Below are 17,140 nucleotides of genomic sequence, written 5' to 3'. Positions count from 1 at the left end.
TTCATGATCTACCCGTGGCAGACCGACGACTGGAACCGACTGCAGCAGCTGCGCGCGCAATGGCCGCATGCGCTGCTGCTGCACGGCCAGGCCGGAATCGGCAAGCTGCAGTTCGCGCAGCATCTCGCGCAGGGCTTCCTGTGCGAAGCGCCGCAGCCGAACGGCGAGCCGTGCGGCACCTGTGCGGCCTGCACGTGGTTCGCGCAGGGCAATCATCCGGACTACCGGATCGTGTTGCCCGAGGCGCTGGCCGGCGAGGCGCCGGGCGCCGCGGACGACGCGAAGCCGGCCGATGCCGACGAAGGCGGCAAGAAGACCCGCGCGCCGAGCAAGGAAATCAAGATCGAGCAGGTGCGCGCGCTGCTCGATTTCTGCGGGGTCGGCTCGCACCGCGGCGGCGCGCGCGTGGTCGTGCTGTATCCGGCCGAGGCGCTGAACGTCGCCGCGTCGAACGCGCTGCTGAAAACGCTCGAGGAACCGCCGTCCGGCGTCGTGTTCGTGCTCGTGTCGGCGCGCATCGACCGCCTGCTGCCGACCATCATCAGCCGCTGCCGGCAGTGGCCGATGAGCGTGCCGGCGCCCGACGCGGCCGCCGCATGGCTCGCGGCGCAGGGCGTCGACGACGCGCCCGCGCTGCTCGCCGAGGCCGGCGGCGCGCCGCTCGCGGCATTGGCGCTCGCGAGCGACGAGAACCGGCCGCTGCGCGATTTCACGCTCGGCCAGCTCGCGGCCGGCGCGGGGTGCGACCCGTTCGCGTGCGGCGAGACGCTGCAGAAGCTGCCGGTGCCGCTGGTGCTCGGCTGGCTGCAGCGCTGGCTGTACGATCTGCTGGCGCAGCGGATGGCGGGTGCGCCGCGCTACTTCCCGACGCATGCGGCGGCGCTCGCGCGCTGCGCGCAGACGGTCGATGCGAACGCGTTCGCGCGCTTCATGAAGGCCGTCACGCGGCAGCGCACCGTCGAAAACCATCCGCTCAACGCGCGGCTCGTGTTCGAGGAATTGTTTCTCGGCTATCGGGAAATATTTGCTTGAGCGGGCATTGTTTCTCGCACGTTGCGAAACGATGACCGATGCGCGCCGCGACGCGTGGCGGCCGCCTTACGTATTCAGGAAACACGATGTTCGTCGACTCTCACTGCCACATCAATTTCAAGGGCCTCGCCGACCGCCTGCCGGTCGTGCTCGAGAACATGCGCGAGCATGACGTCACGCACGCGCTGTGCGTCTCGGTCGATCTCGAGACGCTGCCGGAGGTGCTGGCGATCGCGCAGGCGCACGACAACGTCTACGCGTCGGTCGGCGTGCATCCGGATCACGAGGACGCGAAGGAGCCGACGCTCGCCGAGCTCGTCGAGCTGGCTGCGCACCCGAAGGTCGTCGCGATCGGCGAGACGGGCCTCGACTACTACCGGCTCGAAGGCCGCTCGATCGCCGACATGGAGTGGCAGCGCGAGCGCTTCCGCACGCACATCCGCGCGGCAACCGCGACGATGAAGCCGCTGATCGTCCATACGCGCGCGTCGTCGGAGGACACGCTGCGGATCATGGCCGAGGAGCGCGCAGACGTGCCGGGCGGCGTGATGCACTGCTTCACCGAGCCGTGGCCGGTCGCCGAGCAGGCGCTCGCGCAGAACTTCCACATCTCGCTGTCGGGCATCGTCACGTTCAAGAACGCGACCGACGTGCAGGACGTCGCGCGGCGCGTGCCGCTCGACCGGCTGCTGATCGAAACCGACTCGCCGTACCTTGCGCCGGTGCCGTACCGGGGCAAGCCGAATGAACCTGCGTACGTCAGCCATGTCGGACGCTTTATCGCATCCGAGCGCGGGATTGCCGTCGAGGCGCTCGCCGACGCGACGACACAGAACTTTTTCCGGCTGTTCAAGATCGCCCGTTAAGCGCGCGGCGCAGCCGACAACCCAGGGAAGGAGCCCACAACAATGACGAAGCCGACCAACTCTCTGCCGAAACGCGCACTCGTCGCCGCCGCGCTCGTCGCGAGCGGCCTGTTCGCCGCCGCCGGCGCGCATGCCGAGTCGCTCGACGCGATCGTCAAGGCCGTCAAGTTCGACGACATCGACGACATCGGCAAGCAGCTCAAGAGCGGCAAGCTCGATCCGAACACCGTTGCGCCGAACGGCGATCCGCTGCTGGTGATCGCCGCGCGCGAGAAATCCGACAAGGTCGCGGCGGCGCTCGCGACGACGCCGAACGTCGACCTCGAGAAGGAAGACAAGGCCGGCGAGAACGCGCTGATGCTCGCGTCGCTGAACGGCGACGTCGGGCTCGTCAAGCTGCTGATCGACAAGGGCGCCGAAGTCAGCAAGAAGGGCTGGGCGCCGCTGCACTACGCGGCCACCAACGGCCAGGACGCGGTCGTCAGGATCCTGCTCGACCACGACGCGTATATCGACACAGCGTCGCCGAACGGCACGACGCCGCTGATGATGGCCGCGCGCGGCAACCATGCGTCGACGGTCAACCTGCTGCTCGACCAGGGCGCCGATCCGCAGGTGAAGAACCAGCTCGGCATCACCGCGCTCGAGTTCGCGAAGCACTACAAGGCGCCGGACGCGATCGACATCCTCAGCAAGCGCACGGTGCGGATCGGTGCATCGGCGCCGGCAGATGCGCAAAAGAGTGCAAAATGACGGTTTTCGGCGCGGCCGGGTGCGTTGCGCCGCCCCTCGGCGGGGCGGCGAAGGGCGCCCGGCGCCGCGCCGGTCAAGGCAGTGAGCGGTCTCGGGCCGCATTGACATAAGGAACACCATGTTGCGGGCTATGTTTTGTGCCGCGGCGTTTGCCGTGCCGCTGTCGGCGGCGGCGTTCACGGGCGCGGATCTCGACCGGCTGTGCGCGAAGACGGACGTCAAGTCGCGGGCGTCGTGCGCAGCCTACATCGAAGGCGCCGCCGACGGCGTCTACAACACCATCGACGCGATCGGCGGCACGACCGGGCCGCGCGTCGGTCAGTATTTCTGTCTGCCGCCCGACATCCGCGCGCAGCAGATGACCGACGCGGTGCGCAAGTACATCGCGGAAAATCCGAAGCTGGCCGACTACAACGCGAGCACCGCGGTGTCGCTCGGTCTCGGCAAGGCGTTCCCGTGCAGGGGCGGCAACTGATCTGAAGCCGTGTCCGGGTGGGCGTGTGCCGCGCCTGCGCCGGACCTCGCCGACGCATCCAGGACGAGGCCTGCGCGCCTCATAACCGAAGCATCCCGGGCGCCGATGATTTCAATCGAGGAGTTGCAGCGCATCGCCGATGCGCCGCTGCATTCATGGCTCGGCACGCTGTTCGTGTCGGTCGTCGTCGTGCTGGTCGTCACGGTCGTGCATCGTCTCGGTGCGCGCATCGTCAAGCGGGTCGCGCAACCGTATCCGCTGATGAGCGTGATGCTGCGCTACATCGACAAGCCGTCGCTCGTCGTCCTTGCGCTGCTTGCGCTCGAATTCCTGTGGCTGCAGGCCGACGACGGCATGTCGTTCGTGCGCGGGATGCGCACGGCCGCGGCGGTCGGCTCGATCGTCTCGCTGACCTGGCTGCTGGTGCGGCTTGCGGCCGGCGTCGGCGACGCGATCATCCAGGCGCATCCGATCGATACCGCCGACAACCTGCACGCGCGGCGCATCCATACGCAGGCGAAGGTGCTGGTGCGGACCGTGATGGTGCTGATCGTGATCATCGGCACCGGCGCCGCGCTGATGACGTTTCCGAACGTGCGGCAGGTCGGCGCGAGCCTGCTCGCGTCGGCCGGCGTCGCGGGCCTGGTCGCCGGTATCGCCGCGCGGCCGGTGCTCGGCAATCTGATCGCCGGGCTGCAGATCGCGCTGACGCAGCCGATCCGGCTCGACGACGTGGTCGTGATCCAGGGCGAGTGGGGCCGCATCGAGGAAATCACCGGCTCGTTCGTATCGGTGCGGCTGTGGGACCAGCGGCGCCTCGTCGTGCCGCTGCAGTGGATCATCGAAAACCCGTTTACGAACTGGACGCGCAGCAGTTCCGAGATCATCGGCACGGTGTATCTGTCGGTCGACTACCGGACCCCGCTCGCGCCGCTGCGCGAGGAGCTTGCGCGGCTCGTCCACGCCGCGCCCGAATGGGACGGCCGCGTGCAGGTGCTGCAAGTCACCGACGCCACCGAGCGCACGATGCAGTTGCGCGCGCTGGTCAGCGCGGCCGATTCGTCGCTGTGCTGGGACCTGCGCTGCCGCGTACGCGAAGGGCTGATCGCGCACCTGCAGCGGCATTACCCGCAATGCCTGCCGCGCAGCCGGATGGAGCTGTATCCGCACGAATCGGCGCCCGACGAACCGAATCCCGAACGGCCGCACGCGCGGCCGCCGGCCGCGAGCACGGCGGCCAATACGGCGGCCGATCCGAAGGCCGCCGACGGCCGCTGACGGCGGCCGTCTCGTTATCGTTATCTCTATCGCCATGACCGCGCTGAAGACGCTTGCCGTTGCCCATTACCGCTCGCTGCGCGAGCTGATCGTGCCGCTGGCGGCGCTGAACGTCGTCACCGGGCCGAACGGCAGCGGCAAGTCGAGCGTGTACCGCGCGCTGCGGCTGCTCGCCGATACCGCGCAGGGTCGCGTGATCCCGTCGCTCGCGCGCGAGGGCGGTCTGCCGTCGACGCTGTGGGCCGGGCCCGAGCGCTTTTCCCGCGCGATGCTGGCCGGCGACGTGCCGGTGACCGGCACGGTACGCAACGGGCCCGTGAGCCTGAAGCTCGGCTTCGCGTGCGACGACTTCGGCTACGCGATCGATCTCGGGCTGCCGGTGAAGAACGACGCGTCGATGTTCGCGCTCGATCCGGTGATCAAGCGCGAATGCATCTGGGGCGGCCCGCTGCTGCGTCCGTCGACGCTGCTGGTCGACCGGCAGGGCGCGCAGATCCGGGCGCGCGCCGGGTCCGGCGACTGGCGCACGATCCCGCAGCCCGTCGCGAGCTTCGACAGCATGATGACGGAGTTCGCGGACCCGACCGGCGCGCCGGAGATGATCGCGGTGCGCGAGCGGATCCGCTCGTGGCGCTTCTACGACCATTTCCGCACGGACGCGCAGGCGCCCGCGCGGCAATCGCAGATCGGCACGCACACGCCGGTGCTGGCCGACGACGGCGCGGACCTGGCCGCCGCGCTGCAGACGATCCGCGAGATCGGCGACGGCGCGGCGCTCGACGCGGCGATCGACGACGCGTTTCCTGGCGCCTCGATCGACATCGACAATCCGGGCGGGCGCGGCCGCTTCGACGTGCTGATGCGCCAGCCGGGGCTGCTGCGGCCGCTGGGGGCGGCCGAACTGTCGGACGGCACGCTGCGCTACCTGCTGCTCGCGGCGGCGCTGCTGACGCCGCGGCCGCCCGCGCTGATGGTGCTGAACGAACCGGAAACGAGCCTGCATCCCGATCTGCTGCCGGCGCTCGGCCGCCTGATCGCGCAGGCCGCGCGGCATTCGCAGGTGATCGTCGTGTCGCACGCGGCGCGGCTGATCGCGACGCTCGAGCGCGAGCCCGCTTGCGAGTCGCTGGTGCTCGACAAGCAACTCGGCGCGACTACGCTGGTCGACGCGGACACGCGCGACCTGCCGCCGTGGAAATGGCCGTCGCGTTGAACCGATGCGACCCGGCTCGTCCGGACGAATGTATCCGGTCTGTAACAACGCCCATAAAATGCAAGACGGTCGACGCCCCGTATCGGGATCGCGAATAATAACGGGATAGTCGACCGGCACTGTGCCGGTCGGCTTTGCGAGTCCGGGGGCCGGCGCCGGGCGCGGGAATTGCGCGGCGAGCCGGCGCGGGCCCGCCGGGCGCCGGTCGCTGAACAAGCAGGGACGGACGCGCCCGCGCCGGTCCTGCCGCCGGCCGGTCCCGGCAGATATCGGGCCGGAGCACGCGCCAACGCGCCGACACAGGAGACGTGGACCATGAGAATTGCCCAGATCGCCCCGCTGACCGAATCCGTGCCGCCGAAGCTGTACGGCGGCACGGAGCGCGTCGTGTCCTACATCACCGAGGCGCTCGTCGATCTCGGCCACGATGTGACGCTGTTCGCGAGCGGCGATTCGACGACGCGGGCGACGCTCGAGCCGGTCTGGCCGCGCGCGCTGCGGCTCGACTCGTCGATCCGCGACCGGATTGCGCCTCACATGCTGCTGATGGAGACGGTCGCGCGCCGTGCGAAGGACTTCGACGTGCTCCATTTCCACATGGACTACTACTCGTTCTCGGTCTTCAACCGCCAGGAAACGCCGTACCTGACCACGCTGCACGGCCGGCTCGACCTGCCCGAGCAGCAGCCGGTGTTCGACACCTTCAACACGGCACCGGTGATCTCGATCTCGAACGCGCAGCGCCAGCCGCTGCCGCAGGCGAAATGGCTGACGACCGTCTACCACGGGCTGCCGGACACGCTTTACATGCCGCAGCCGGTCGAGCCGCGCTATCTCGCGTTCCTCGGCCGCATCTCGCCCGAGAAGCGCGTCGATACCGCGATCCGGATCGCCGCCCAGTGCGGGCTGCCGATCCGGATCGCCGCGAAGATCGACTCGGCCGACCAGGAGTACTTCGATCGCGAAATCAAGCCGCTGTTCGCGCTGCCGCATGTCGAGTACATCGGCGAAATCGCCGATCACCAGAAGGCCGAATTCCTGTCCGGCGCGCATGCGCTGCTGTTTCCGATCGACTGGCCGGAGCCGTTCGGGCTGGTGATGATCGAGGCGATGTCGTGCGGCACGCCGGTGATCGCGTTCAATCGCGGCGCGGTGCCGGAAGTGATCGACGAGGGCGTGTCGGGCTTCATCGTCGAGGACGAGATCAGCGCGGTGGCCGCCGTGAACCGGCTGCACCTGCTGCCGCGTGCGCGCGTGCGGCAGCGCTTCGAGGAGCGCTTCACGTCGCGCCGGATGGCGCAGCAGTACGTCGAGGTCTACCAGTCGGTGATTCGCGCGCAGAAGCGCTCGCGCTTCAAGGTGATCGATTCGACGACCTGACGCAGGCCGTACGCGCATAAAAAAACGGCGATGTCCGCGAGGACATCGCCGTTCGCGCATCGTCCGCGCGCGGCGCGGACGAGCGGGGACGCCGCGGCGTCAGATCTTGAGCTTCGTGACCTTCGTGCCGTTGATCGACACGTCGCCCATCAGGCCCGCGTTGGTCAGCACGATGACCTGGACCGGCGCGGTGGCCGTGGTCGTGTCGACTGCGCCGTTCGCGCCCATCTTCACGAGCGCGACCGATGCGCCGGCGCCGGCGGCCCAGCCGTCCGAGCCGCGGAATTCGTCGAGCGCCTGCTGCGTCATGAACAGGAACACGATCGCCTTCGACTGCGCACCGGCCTGCAGGCCGACCGACAGCGACGACGTGTTGTAGTAGCCGACCGTGCTGCCGCCGACGCGCAGCGCGCCGTTGCCCGACTGGCCGCCGACGATGAAGCCGGCCTGGATCACGTCGGGGAAGACCAGCACGCCGCGCGACTTCGCGACGAGTTCGCGCGAACCCTTGACCGTCGAATACATGCGCGACAGCGTGGCGTCGACGCTTGAGTCGATCGCCTGACGCTTCGACGCGTTGGTCGCGGCGTTGTCGGGCTTGTCGGGGGTGGTGGTACAACCGGTGAGCGCGAGGCTACCGACGATGAGCGCAGCGGCGGCTTTCAGCACAAGATTCCGTTTTTGCATCGTTCTTCTCCATCGGATGATGTTCGGAGTGAGTCTCGCTCAGGGAGCGGACCCCGTCGGCAGTTATATCACAGCGGATTACAGCCGCTTTTCATTCCGGCGTGAAAAAGCGTCAAATCGCGCGCGGTGTCGCGGCGCGCCAACGGACGCACCGGCGCGCGGGCGTCGACACGCCGCGCGCCCCGCTGGGAGGGCGAGGAAAGCGAGCGACGCAGACGAGCCGCGTCAGTGCGTAACCGGCGGGACGGGCGGCTTGATCGGCGGGCGCCGCAGCGCGCGGCGGATCAGCGCGATCACGACGCCGCACGCGAACAGGAACGCCGCCGGCACGACCCAGTAGCCGACGAACGCGTGCCACAGATAGCTCGCGAGCGTATTGCGGCGCACCACGTATTCGTCGCGGGCGGCCTGCTGGCGCGGCGCGTTGGCGGCCAGCACGTCGGCCGGGCAGCCGGCCGCGCGCGCCTCGTCGGGCTCGCCGTGACACTTCGCGGCGGCGCCTGCCGCCTGCTGCGCGTCGGTGAGCTGCCAGGTGGTCAGCGCGAGCTGCAGGTCGGCCTTGTTGTAGGCCATCTCCTCGCGGATCTCGCGCACGGCGACGATCGCGACGGGCACGGCCCAGAACACGATCACGATCACCCAGCGGCGGAACCAGCGGTGTTGTCTCCATGCCATCCAAGCCTCCGTTTGACGCGGCGTGCGCGTCCGTCTCGAGGGCGGCCCGATGGCGCTTCTTGTACTTGGATGGGCCGCGTTGCAGCCATCATAGAAGAAAACGCGGCGAATTGCCGCACCATGTTGGAGCGGACGCACGCCGTGCGCCGGAGCGTGCGGTGCGGATCGCGGCATCGCGCGTCGATGCGCGTGCAACCAAAACAAAAATGCCGCGCCCGCCGAAGCGGTGCGCGGCATCCGAGGCGGGAGCGCCGGGACTCAGGCGGCCGGCTGGTTGCTCAGGCAGCTCTTCATGAACGCCTTGCGGTCGTCGCCCTTCTTGTCGGCTGCCTGCATGTTGCAGGCCTTCATCTTTTCCTGCTGGCTCATCTTCTTCGCAGGCTTCGCCGACAGGCAGTCCTTCATGAACGCCTTGCGTTCATCGCCCGTCTTGCCGGCTGCCTGCGTGTTGCAGGCCTTCATCTTGTCCTGCTGGCTGTTCGCCGCGAAGGCGGGGGAAGCCAGCATGCCGCCGAGAAGCACTGCGGCTACGAGCGATTGGATTTTCATTTCGACACTCCCATGGGGTGAATTGCGTGTTATCGACGCCGTCACGAAGCGCAAGCCGTGCGACACAGGGTAGGGTCGCATCGCATTGCGCGTTCCGATTATGGCAAATCAATGTGAAAACACCAAAACGGCACTTCCTATAACGCCGCCGGCCGCGCGAGCGTTGACGTCCCGCGTGGCACAGCGATCGGGATAAACCATGAGCGCGCGGCGCGGCGGCATCGCCGATTCCGCCGGAATCCGGCCGCCAGCCATTACAATCGCGGCCATGAATACTCCGAATTCCGCTTCCCCTTCGTCCGCGGCGCTCCTGCCGCGCATCGTTGTGCTCGCCACCGGCGGCACCATCGCCGGCGCCGCGCCGGACGCGGCCAGCACGGCCGGCTACCAGGCCGGCGCGCTCGGCGTCAATTTCCTGCTCGACGCGGTGCCCGCGCTCGCGACGGTCGCGCGCGTCGACGCCGAACAGGTCGCCAGCATCGACAGCAAGGATCTCGCGCTGCCGCTATGGAACACGCTGGCCGCGCGCGTCGCCGCGCTGAGCGCCGATCCGGCGGTCGACGGCATCGTGATCACGCACGGCACCGATACGCTCGAGGAAACCGCATACGCACTGCACCTGGTCGCGAGCGGCGACAAGCCCGTCGTGCTGACGGCCGCGATGCGCCCGGCGACCGCGCTGTCGTCCGACGGCCCGCTGAACCTGCTGAACGCGGTGACGGTCGCCGCCGATCCGGCCGCGCGCGGGCAGGGCGTGCTGGTCGCGTTCAACAACCGCATCCACGGCGCGCGCGACGTCGTGAAGACGAGCACCTACGCGGTCGATGCGTTCCATTCGCCGGAGCTCGGCGCGCTCGGCTGGGTGCAGGACGGCCGCGTCGAATTCGCGCGCCGCGTCACGCGTTCGCGCGATGCGCGGCTGGCGATCGCCGATGCATGGCCGCCGGTCGACGTCGTCGCGAGCTACGCGGGCGCGACGCGCACGGCCGTCGATGCGTTCGTTGCGGCCGGCGTGCGCGGGCTCGTCGTCGCAGGCACCGGCAACGGCTCGATCCACGCCACGCTGCAGGCGGCGCTGGCCGATGCGGTGAAGGCGGGGGTTGCCGTGGTGCGTGCCTCGCGCGTCGGCTCGGGGCACGTGATGCGCAACGGCGCCGCGAACGACGATGCGCTCGGCTTCGTGAGCGCGGGGTCGCTGAGCCCGTTCAAGGCGCGCGTGCTGCTGATGCTCGCGCTCGCGAACGGCATCGGCGCGCGCGACGAACTGCAGCGCCTGTTCGATACCTGCTGAGCGACCGCTGACCGACGGCCGCCGATCGGGCGGTTCGGCGGCGCCAATAGAAAAAGCAGGCCGCGGCCTGCTTTTTTCGTACGTCGATTCCGCGCGAATGATCAGGACTGCGGCGGAATCACGAGCTTCTGGCCCGGGTAGATCCGGTCCGGGCTCGACAGCATCGGCTTGTTCGCTTCGAAGATCGCCGGATACTTGTTCGCGTCGCCGTACACTTCCTTCGCGATCGCCGACAGCGTGTCGCCCGGCTTCACGTCGTGGTACTGGACTTCCGGATCGTCCGGCTGCAGGCCGTCGTCGTTGACGCCCGCGACGCCCTGCACGTTGCCGGCCGCGACCTTGACCTTGGCCTTCGTATCGAGATCGGGCACGCTGCCCGACAGCGACACGGTGCGCGACGCGCCGTCGAATGCGACGGTCAGGTTCGACGTGTCGAGACCCTGCGTGCCGATGTAGTTCTTGATTGCGTCGGCCGCGGTCTGGTTCGCGGCATTCGGATCTTCCGCCGCTTGCGCGTCGGCGTGACCGAGCAGTTTTTCACCCGCCTCTTTAATAAACGAAAGAAGACCCATCGTTGCACTCCTTAGGTGGTTGAAAAGAAAACGCGCCGTGAAGTGGCGAAAAAAACACCGCGCTGGGTGCGGCCACCGAAGGTGAACGCAGGCGCGGCGGTTTTCTCGAAAGGCGTGGCGAAAGTGTAGGCGTTCATGACGACGATTGCATGAAAAATCGCACGCCCGAACGTAAAGAAATGTAATACGCGAAATCCGACAGGCGGACACCCGACGACGACGTCTGACCGACCAAGGCTTCCCCGGCGCCGCCGGGTGCCGCTGCGGACCCCACCACGCCGCTCTCAGCCCAGAGCGGCGTTTTTCGCCCCGCCGCGCACGCGATCAGCGATACGCGGCGGGGCGCCCCACCGTGATGCGCAGTGCGCATCGATGCGACCGGCCGCGGCCCGTCGCGCTGTGTTTCCCGCGCGTCCGTCATCGCGACGGACCGCGCGTCATGGCATCCGCGTTACGCGGCCTGCGTTCAGCCTGCAGTCTTCTCGATCTCGAAGTTCGACATGATCTCGAGCGCGCGCACGAGCGCCGAGTGATCCCATGCCTTGCCGCCGTGCGATGCGCACACGCTGAACAGCTGCTGCGCGCTCGCGGTGTGCGGCAGCGCGAGGCCGAGCTTGCGTGCGCCGTCGAGCGCGAGGTTCAGGTCCTTCTGGTGCAGCTCGATGCGGAAGCCCGGATCGAACGTGCGCTTGGTCATCCGCGCGCCGTGCACCTCGAGGATGCGCGATGCCGCGAAGCCGCCCATCAGCGCCTGGCGCACGCGCTCCGGATCGGCGCCCGAGCGGGCGGCGAACAGCAGCGCTTCGCCGACGGCCTCGATGTTCAGCGCGACGATGATCTGGTTCGCGACCTTGCAGGTCTGGCCCGCGCCGTTGTCGCCGACGAGCGTGATGTTCTTGCCCATCTTCTCGAACAGCGGCTTCGCGCGCTCGAACGCCTTCTCCGGGCCGCCGACCATGATCGTCAGCGACGCTTCGCGCGCGCCGACTTCGCCGCCGGACACCGGCGCGTCGAGGTAGTCGCAGCCGAGCGCGTTGATCTGCTTCGCGAACTCCTGCGTGTCGAGCGGCGAGATCGAGCTCATGTCGATCACGAGCTTGCCGGCCGTCAGACCCTTCGCGACGCCGTCGTCGGCGAACAGCACGTTACGCACGTCGGGCGTATCGGGCACCATCGAGATGATGATGTCCGCGTTCTGCGCGACTTCGGTCGAGTTCGCGACGACCTTCGCGCTCGCACGCAGGTCGTCGGGGATCGGGAACGCGCCGTTCACGACGAGCTGGTGGTCGCCCTTGAGCAGGTTGCGCGCCATGTGCGCGCCCATGATGCCGAGGCCGATGAAACCGATGGTTGCCATGTGAAAGTCTCCTATAGGGGCGAAAACGGGAAGGGCGGGGCTCAGGCGGCGCGGCGCGCGGAACCCGCTGCGCAGCCGGCGACGCTTTGCAGCCAGCCGAGTCCTTCCGTCGTGGTGGTGCGGGGCTTGTATTCGCAGCCGACGTAACCGTTATAGCCGAGCCGGTCGAGCAGCGCGAACAGGAACGCGTAGTTGATCTCGCCGGTGCCCGGCTCGTTGCGGCCCGGGTTGTCCGCGAGCTGCACGTGGCCGATCGACGCGAGGTTGCGTTCGATCGTCGCGGCCAGTTCGCCTTCCATGCGCTGCATGTGATAGATGTCGTACTGCAGGAACAGGTTGTCCGAGCCGACCGCGCGGATCACGTCGAGCCCTTCGGCCGAACGGTTCAGCGCGAAGCCCGGGATGTCGAAGCTGTTGCACGGCTCGACCAGCAGGCGGATGCCTTCGCGCTTCAGCGCATCGGCGGCGAAGCGCAGGTTGTCGACGATCGTCACGAAGGTCTTGTCGCGCGCGGTGCTCGCCGACGGAATGCCGACGAGACAGTTCAGCTGCGGCACCTTCAGCGCCTTCGCGTACTCGATCGCGCGGCCGACGCCTTCCTGGAATTCGCCGATGCGATCGGGCAGGCACGCGATCCCGCGCTCGCCCTGATCCCAGTTGCCGGCCGGCAGGTTGTGCAGCACGAGGCGCAGGCGGTGCGTCTCGAGCCGTTCGGCGAGTTCCTCCTTCGCGTACGGATACGGGAACAGGAACTCGACGGCGTCGAAGCCCGCGTCCGCGGCCGCCTTGAAGCGGTCGAGGAACGGTACTTCGTTGAACAGCATGGTCAGGTTTGCAGCAAACTTCGGCATGAGCTAAGCCTCTTCGGTCGGTCAGTCAAAAAATGTCCTGCGGGTCAGTCGAGCATCGAGATCGCGGTCGGTGCGTGCTCGGCCTTCTCGGCAAGTTCCTCGAACTCGTTGATCGCGTCGATTTCGGTGCCCATCGAGATGTTCGTCACGCGCTCGAGGATCACCTCGACGACCACCGGCACGCTGAACTCTTCCGCAAGCGACTGCGCCTGCTTCAGCGCGGGTTCGATCTCTTCCGGCTTGAACACGCGCAGCGCCTTGCAGCCGAGGCCTTCGGCCACTGCCACATGGTCGACGCCATAGCCGTTGAGCTCCGGCGCATTCACGTTGTCGAACGCGAGCTGCACGCAGTAGTCCATGTCGAACGCGCGCTGCGCCTGGCGGATCAGCCCGAGGTACGAGTTGTTCACGACCACGTGCACGTAGGGCAGCTTGAACTGCGCGCCGGCCGCCAGCTCCTCGATCATGAACTGGAAGTCGTAGTCGCCGGACAGCGCGACGATCGGGCGGCTCGGATCGGCCGCACGCACGCCGAGCGCGGCGGGAATCGTCCAGCCGAGCGGGCCGGCCTGGCCGCAGTTGATCCAGTTGCGCGCCTTGAACACGTGCAGGAACTGCGCGGCGGCGATCTGCGACAGGCCGATCGTGCTGACGTAGCAGGTATCGCGGCCGAACACCTTGTTCATTTCCTCGTACACGCGCTGCGGCTTGACCGGCACGTTGTCGAAGTGCGTCTTGCGCTGCAGCGTGCGCTTGCGCTCCTGGCATTCGGCGACCCACGCGCTGCGGTCCTTCAGCTTGCCGGCGGCCTTCCATTCCTGGGCCACCGCGACGAACAGCTCGAGCGCGGCCTTCGCATCGGACACGATGCCGAGATCCGGGCCGAACACGCGGCCGATCTGCGTCGGCTCGATGTCGACGTGCACGAACTTGCGCCCCTTCGTGTAGACCTCGACGCTGCCGGTGTGGCGGTTCGCCCAGCGGTTGCCGATGCCGAGCACGAAGTCGGAGGCGAGCATCGTCGCGTTGCCGTAGCGGTGCGACGTCTGCAGGCCGACCATGCCGGCCATCAGCGGATGGTCGTCCGGAATCGCGCCCCACGACATCAGCGTCGGGATCACCGGCACGCCGATCGTTTCGGCGAACTGCACGAGCAGGTCTTCGGCCGCCGCGTTGAGCACGCCGCCGCCCGACACGATCAGCGGCTTGTCCGCGTCGTTGAGCATCGCGAGCGCCTTCTCGATCTGCGCGCGGGTCGCCGCGGGCTTGTAGACCGGCAGCGGTTCGTAGGTGTCGATGTCGAATTCGATCTCGGCGAGCTGCACGTCGATCGGCAGGTCGACCAGCACCGGGCCCGGGCGGCCCGAGCGCATCAGGTGGAACGCCTGCTGGAACACGCGCGGCACCAGCGCCGGCTCGCGCACGGTGACGGCCCACTTGGTGACGGGCTTCGCGATCGACTCGATGTCGACGGCCTGGAAGTCTTCCTTGTAGAGACGCGCGCGCGGCGCCTGGCCCGTGATCGCGAGGATCGGAATCGAGTCGGCCGATGCCGAGTAGAGGCCCGTGATCATGTCGGTGCCGGCCGGGCCCGACGTGCCGATGCACACGCCGATGTTGCCCGGCGCGGCACGCGTGAAGCCTTCGGCCATGTGCGACGCGCCTTCGACGTGGCGGGCCAGCACGTGGCTGATGCCGCCCGACTTGCGCATCGCGGAATAGAACGGGTTGATTGCCGCGCCGGGCACGCCGAACGCGGTCTGGATGCCTTCCTTCTCGAGCACGAGCACGGCGGCGTCGACAGCTCTCATCTTGGCCATGAATGTCTCCTTGAACCTGAAATGGGGTGGATCTCGGTAATCGGTCTGTTGGGAACACTTTAGGGATGCAGGAAAGGTTTGATAAGATCAGCCGAAGTCGCTTATTTCGAAACTAAAAGTATCGAATGACGGGTGGACGGGGCTTTCGCCGATGCCGGATGGCAGGCGCGGGCTCCGCGCGATCGGGTGCGGTTGCGCAATCCGCGCGTCGTCGAAGCATCGGACCGGTGCGACTGCCTGCGCGCGGGCCCCGGTCGAACGGAGACAGGGATGGATCGTTTCAAGCAGATCGAGACGTTCGTGCGGGTGGCGGACGCGGGGAGCCTGGCGGCGGCGGCGCTCGAGGAGGGCGTGTCGCCGGTCGTGCTGGGGCGGCGCATCGACGCGCTCGAAAAGCGGCTCGGCGTGAAGCTGATGTATCGCTCGACGCGGCGGCTGGTCGTCAGCGAGGAGGGGGCGGCGTTCCTCGAACGCTGCCGCGGGCTGCTCACCGAGTGGGACCAGGCCGAGAACGAGCTGGCCGCCGGGCGGCGCGCGGTCAGCGGGCACCTGATCGTGTCCGCGCCGGCCGCGTTCGGCCGCAAGCACGTCGCGCCGCATGCGCCGGGCTTTCTCGTCGACAAGCCCGAGATGCAGCTGTCGTTCAACCTGACCGATCGCGTCGTCGACTTGGTGCGCGAAGGCTACGACCTGTCGATCCGGATCGGCGGCGCGGTCGATCCGAACTTCGTCGCGGTGAAGCTCGCGTCGAACCGGCGCGTCGTCTGCGGCACGCCCGAGTACTTTCGCCGGCACGGACGGCCGAAGTCGCTCGACGACCTGTTGCAGCACAACTGCCTGGCGTTCAACCTGCAGGGCGGGCAGAACCGCGGCTGGTATTTCCAGCGTCACGGCAAGATCGTGACGATGCGCGTGACGGGCAATCTCGACTGCAACGACGGCGAACTGCTGCATCGCTGGGTGGCCGAAGGCCTCGGGCTCGGCTGGCGCTCGACATGGGAAATCGCCGCCCAGCTCGAAACGGGCGAACTCGAGACCGTGCTCGACGAATACGCGCTGCCGGACTACGACATTCTTGCGGTCTATCCGCAGCAGCGCTATGTGCCCGCGCGCGTGCGCTATTTCATCGACTATCTGCGCGACGCCTATGCGCGCCCCGGTTACTGGAGCAGCACGCCGTAACGCGGGCAGTGCTTGTCTGCGCCTGTCCCGGCGTGGGTATCCGGTTATTTTCCGTTTTGCATGCATGCGGCGGGAATAAACTCGACACAGCGCCGGTATAGGTCATCGAGCGCGCGCGAAGCCGGTCTGTCCGGGCGTCGCGCAGCAGGGGCGCGGCTTCGGCCGCCGGGACCAGGGAGGCCATGTGGGGCAAGCCGGACAGGCGGTCGATGGGCGGTCGGAGCGCGACGCGGCGGCGCGCGGCGAGCGGTTTCGCGCGCTCGTGCTGCCGCATCTCGACGCCGCGTACAACCTTGCGCGCTGGCTGAGCGGCAGCGCCGGCGACGCCGACGACGTCGTGCAGGAAGCCTGCGTGCGTGCGCTGCGCTTCATCGATTCGTGCCGCGGCGACAACGCGCGGCCCTGGTTGCTGACGATCGTGCGCCACACCTGGTACACCGAGTGGCGGCGCCGTACGCATGCGCATGAAGTCGCGGCGCCCGAGGCGCTCGACGATGCCGATGTGCCCGACGACTGGCAGCCGGCGACCGAGGATCCACTCGCGCATCTGCTGCGCGGCGAGAACGTCCGGCTCGTGAACGACGCGCTCGCGAAGCTGCCCGCCGAGTACCGCGAGGTGCTGGTGCTGCGCGAGATGGAGGATTTGAGCTACCGCGAGATCGCGGCGATCGCGGACGTGCCGGTCGGCACGGTCATGTCGCGGCTCGCGCGCGGCCGGCGCCGGCTCGCCGCGCTGCTCGACGGCCCGCAAGCGCCGCGATCCGGCACCGGGCCGGGCCGGGCGGCGGCCGGCGGAACCGCATCGGAGGCGATCGATGGACTGTAACGAAGCGCGCGCGCTGCTGGATGCGGACGTCGATCGCGAGTTGTCGGCGCCCGATGCGCTGCGTGTGCAGCGGCATGTCGAAGGGTGCGACGCGTGCCGTCGCGAGCGCGAGCGGATCGTCGCGCTGGCGCGGGCCGTGCGGCAGGCGGACTATCACCGTGCGCCGGACGCGCTGCGTGCGCGCATTCTCGCGGGTTTGCCTTTGCTGGTGGCGGAGGAGGAGGAGGCCGGCAGCGCAGCGCAGCAGCCGGAACCGGCGTCCCGTCCCGGGTTCGAATCGCAGCCGCAGCCGCAGCCGCAGCCGCAGCCGCAGCCGCAGCCGCAGCCGCAGCC

The 17,140-nt window shown here is 68.3% G+C and carries 19 protein-coding genes; 11 read left to right on the top strand and 8 right to left on the bottom strand.

What is annotated here, in order from left to right:
- Nucleotides 1-3: 3 nt before the first annotated feature.
- From BST28156_RS02400 to BST28156_RS02370, 7 genes are all read left to right on the top strand, one after another.
- Nucleotides 4-1,032, top strand: coding sequence for a DNA polymerase III subunit delta' (locus tag BST28156_RS02400; RefSeq protein ID WP_174901379.1), 1,029 nt, complete (start codon nt 4-6; stop codon nt 1,030-1,032).
- A gap of 86 nt (nt 1,033-1,118) precedes the next feature.
- Nucleotides 1,119-1,898 carry a TatD family hydrolase gene (locus tag BST28156_RS02395; protein WP_174901378.1) on the top strand — a complete coding sequence of 260 codons (780 nt, stop codon included), beginning with the start codon at nt 1,119-1,121 and terminating at the stop codon, nt 1,896-1,898.
- Nucleotides 1,899-1,940: 42 nt separating this feature from the next.
- Nucleotides 1,941-2,651: an ankyrin repeat domain-containing protein gene (locus tag BST28156_RS02390; protein ID WP_009689490.1), complete on the top strand. Its 711-nt coding sequence runs from the start codon at nt 1,941-1,943 to the stop codon at nt 2,649-2,651.
- A 118-nt stretch (nt 2,652-2,769) separates the two neighbouring features.
- Entirely contained in the window at nt 2,770-3,126 is a 357-nt protein-coding gene (locus BST28156_RS02385; protein WP_011885036.1) for a Rap1a/Tai family immunity protein, read from the top strand.
- Between the two features lie 105 nt (nt 3,127-3,231).
- Nucleotides 3,232-4,404, top strand: a complete 1,173-nt coding sequence (locus tag BST28156_RS02380) for a mechanosensitive ion channel family protein (RefSeq protein ID WP_174901377.1) — start codon at nt 3,232-3,234, stop codon at nt 4,402-4,404.
- Between the two features lie 34 nt (nt 4,405-4,438).
- Nucleotides 4,439-5,617: an AAA family ATPase gene (locus BST28156_RS02375; protein WP_060239510.1), complete on the top strand. Its 1,179-nt coding sequence runs from the start codon at nt 4,439-4,441 to the stop codon at nt 5,615-5,617.
- A gap of 315 nt (nt 5,618-5,932) precedes the next feature.
- On the top strand, nt 5,933-6,997 hold the full coding sequence (locus tag BST28156_RS02370; RefSeq protein ID WP_060239508.1) for a glycosyltransferase family 4 protein: 1,065 nt from the start codon (nt 5,933-5,935) through the stop codon (nt 6,995-6,997).
- Between the two features lie 99 nt (nt 6,998-7,096).
- Here BST28156_RS02370 and BST28156_RS02365 read toward each other — a convergent pair whose 3' ends face one another.
- The 3 genes from BST28156_RS02365 to BST28156_RS02355 form a co-directional block, all read right to left on the bottom strand.
- Entirely contained in the window at nt 7,097-7,684 is a 588-nt protein-coding gene (locus tag BST28156_RS02365; RefSeq protein WP_060239506.1) for a BPSL1445 family SYLF domain-containing lipoprotein, read from the bottom strand.
- Between the two features lie 225 nt (nt 7,685-7,909).
- The gene (locus BST28156_RS02360) at nt 7,910-8,359 is read right to left on the bottom strand and encodes a hypothetical protein (protein ID WP_060239503.1); all 450 of its coding nucleotides are present in this window, start codon (nt 8,357-8,359) and stop codon (nt 7,910-7,912) included.
- Between the two features lie 258 nt (nt 8,360-8,617).
- On the bottom strand, nt 8,618-8,908 hold the full coding sequence (locus BST28156_RS02355; protein ID WP_060239501.1) for a PsiF family protein: 291 nt from the start codon (nt 8,906-8,908) through the stop codon (nt 8,618-8,620).
- A 268-nt stretch (nt 8,909-9,176) separates the two neighbouring features.
- Between BST28156_RS02355 and BST28156_RS02350 the strand changes: the two genes are divergently transcribed.
- On the top strand, nt 9,177-10,199 hold the full coding sequence (locus tag BST28156_RS02350; protein WP_174901376.1) for an asparaginase: 1,023 nt from the start codon (nt 9,177-9,179) through the stop codon (nt 10,197-10,199).
- A 101-nt stretch (nt 10,200-10,300) separates the two neighbouring features.
- Here the strand turns inward: BST28156_RS02350 and lysM are convergent, their stop codons facing one another.
- From lysM to gcl, 5 genes are all read right to left on the bottom strand, one after another.
- Nucleotides 10,301-10,771: a peptidoglycan-binding protein LysM gene (lysM, locus tag BST28156_RS02345; RefSeq protein WP_174901375.1), complete on the bottom strand. Its 471-nt coding sequence runs from the start codon at nt 10,769-10,771 to the stop codon at nt 10,301-10,303.
- An 11-nt stretch (nt 10,772-10,782) separates the two neighbouring features.
- Nucleotides 10,783-10,908, bottom strand: coding sequence for a hypothetical protein (locus tag BST28156_RS34945; protein WP_269145855.1), 126 nt, complete (start codon nt 10,906-10,908; stop codon nt 10,783-10,785).
- A 329-nt stretch (nt 10,909-11,237) separates the two neighbouring features.
- The gene (locus BST28156_RS02340) at nt 11,238-12,128 is read right to left on the bottom strand and encodes a 2-hydroxy-3-oxopropionate reductase (RefSeq protein WP_009688288.1); all 891 of its coding nucleotides are present in this window, start codon (nt 12,126-12,128) and stop codon (nt 11,238-11,240) included.
- A 41-nt stretch (nt 12,129-12,169) separates the two neighbouring features.
- Entirely contained in the window at nt 12,170-12,979 is an 810-nt protein-coding gene (gene hyi, locus BST28156_RS02335; RefSeq protein WP_060239492.1) for a hydroxypyruvate isomerase, read from the bottom strand.
- Nucleotides 12,980-13,023: 44 nt separating this feature from the next.
- A complete protein-coding gene (gcl, locus tag BST28156_RS02330) occupies nt 13,024-14,799 on the bottom strand; it encodes a glyoxylate carboligase (protein ID WP_060239490.1) in 1,776 nt (591 codons plus the stop codon).
- A 270-nt stretch (nt 14,800-15,069) separates the two neighbouring features.
- Between gcl and BST28156_RS02325 the strand changes: the two genes are divergently transcribed.
- The 3 genes from BST28156_RS02325 to BST28156_RS02315 all read left to right on the top strand — a co-directional run.
- Nucleotides 15,070-15,981 (top strand): LysR family transcriptional regulator, encoded by a 912-nt coding sequence (locus BST28156_RS02325; RefSeq protein WP_060239486.1) that lies wholly within the window; start codon nt 15,070-15,072, stop codon nt 15,979-15,981.
- Nucleotides 15,982-16,165: 184 nt separating this feature from the next.
- Entirely contained in the window at nt 16,166-16,807 is a 642-nt protein-coding gene (locus tag BST28156_RS02320; protein ID WP_174901374.1) for an RNA polymerase sigma factor, read from the top strand.
- On the top strand, nt 16,797-17,140 hold a 344-nt coding region (locus tag BST28156_RS02315), incomplete at its 3' end, for an anti-sigma factor family protein (RefSeq protein ID WP_217451805.1). The genes BST28156_RS02320 and BST28156_RS02315, both read left to right, overlap by 11 nt.

It is taken from the genome of Burkholderia pseudomultivorans, from assembly GCF_902499075.1.
Taxonomy (GTDB): Bacteria; Pseudomonadota; Gammaproteobacteria; order Burkholderiales; family Burkholderiaceae; genus Burkholderia; species Burkholderia pseudomultivorans.
Note: the sequence above shows the minus strand (reverse complement) of the source record. Positions and strands in the feature narration are given on the sequence as shown.

Coding starts and splice junctions, on each gene's coding strand:
- BST28156_RS02400 (WP_174901379.1), top strand. CDS start 4: ATGATCTACCCGTGGCAGACCGACGACTGGAACCGACTGCAGCAGCTG.
- BST28156_RS02395 (WP_174901378.1), top strand. CDS start 1,119: ATGTTCGTCGACTCTCACTGCCACATCAATTTCAAGGGCCTCGCCGAC.
- BST28156_RS02390 (WP_009689490.1), top strand. CDS start 1,941: ATGACGAAGCCGACCAACTCTCTGCCGAAACGCGCACTCGTCGCCGCC.
- BST28156_RS02385 (WP_011885036.1), top strand. CDS start 2,770: ATGTTGCGGGCTATGTTTTGTGCCGCGGCGTTTGCCGTGCCGCTGTCG.
- BST28156_RS02380 (WP_174901377.1), top strand. CDS start 3,232: ATGATTTCAATCGAGGAGTTGCAGCGCATCGCCGATGCGCCGCTGCAT.
- BST28156_RS02375 (WP_060239510.1), top strand. CDS start 4,439: ATGACCGCGCTGAAGACGCTTGCCGTTGCCCATTACCGCTCGCTGCGC.
- BST28156_RS02370 (WP_060239508.1), top strand. CDS start 5,933: ATGAGAATTGCCCAGATCGCCCCGCTGACCGAATCCGTGCCGCCGAAG.
- BST28156_RS02365 (WP_060239506.1), bottom strand. CDS start 7,684: ATGCAAAAACGGAATCTTGTGCTGAAAGCCGCCGCTGCGCTCATCGTC.
- BST28156_RS02360 (WP_060239503.1), bottom strand. CDS start 8,359: ATGGCATGGAGACAACACCGCTGGTTCCGCCGCTGGGTGATCGTGATC.
- BST28156_RS02355 (WP_060239501.1), bottom strand. CDS start 8,908: ATGAAAATCCAATCGCTCGTAGCCGCAGTGCTTCTCGGCGGCATGCTG.
- BST28156_RS02350 (WP_174901376.1), top strand. CDS start 9,177: ATGAATACTCCGAATTCCGCTTCCCCTTCGTCCGCGGCGCTCCTGCCG.
- lysM (WP_174901375.1), bottom strand. CDS start 10,771: ATGGGTCTTCTTTCGTTTATTAAAGAGGCGGGTGAAAAACTGCTCGGT.
- BST28156_RS34945 (WP_269145855.1), bottom strand. CDS start 10,908: ATGAACGCCTACACTTTCGCCACGCCTTTCGAGAAAACCGCCGCGCCT.
- BST28156_RS02340 (WP_009688288.1), bottom strand. CDS start 12,128: ATGGCAACCATCGGTTTCATCGGCCTCGGCATCATGGGCGCGCACATG.
- hyi (WP_060239492.1), bottom strand. CDS start 12,979: ATGCCGAAGTTTGCTGCAAACCTGACCATGCTGTTCAACGAAGTACCG.
- gcl (WP_060239490.1), bottom strand. CDS start 14,799: ATGGCCAAGATGAGAGCTGTCGACGCCGCCGTGCTCGTGCTCGAGAAG.
- BST28156_RS02325 (WP_060239486.1), top strand. CDS start 15,070: ATGGATCGTTTCAAGCAGATCGAGACGTTCGTGCGGGTGGCGGACGCG.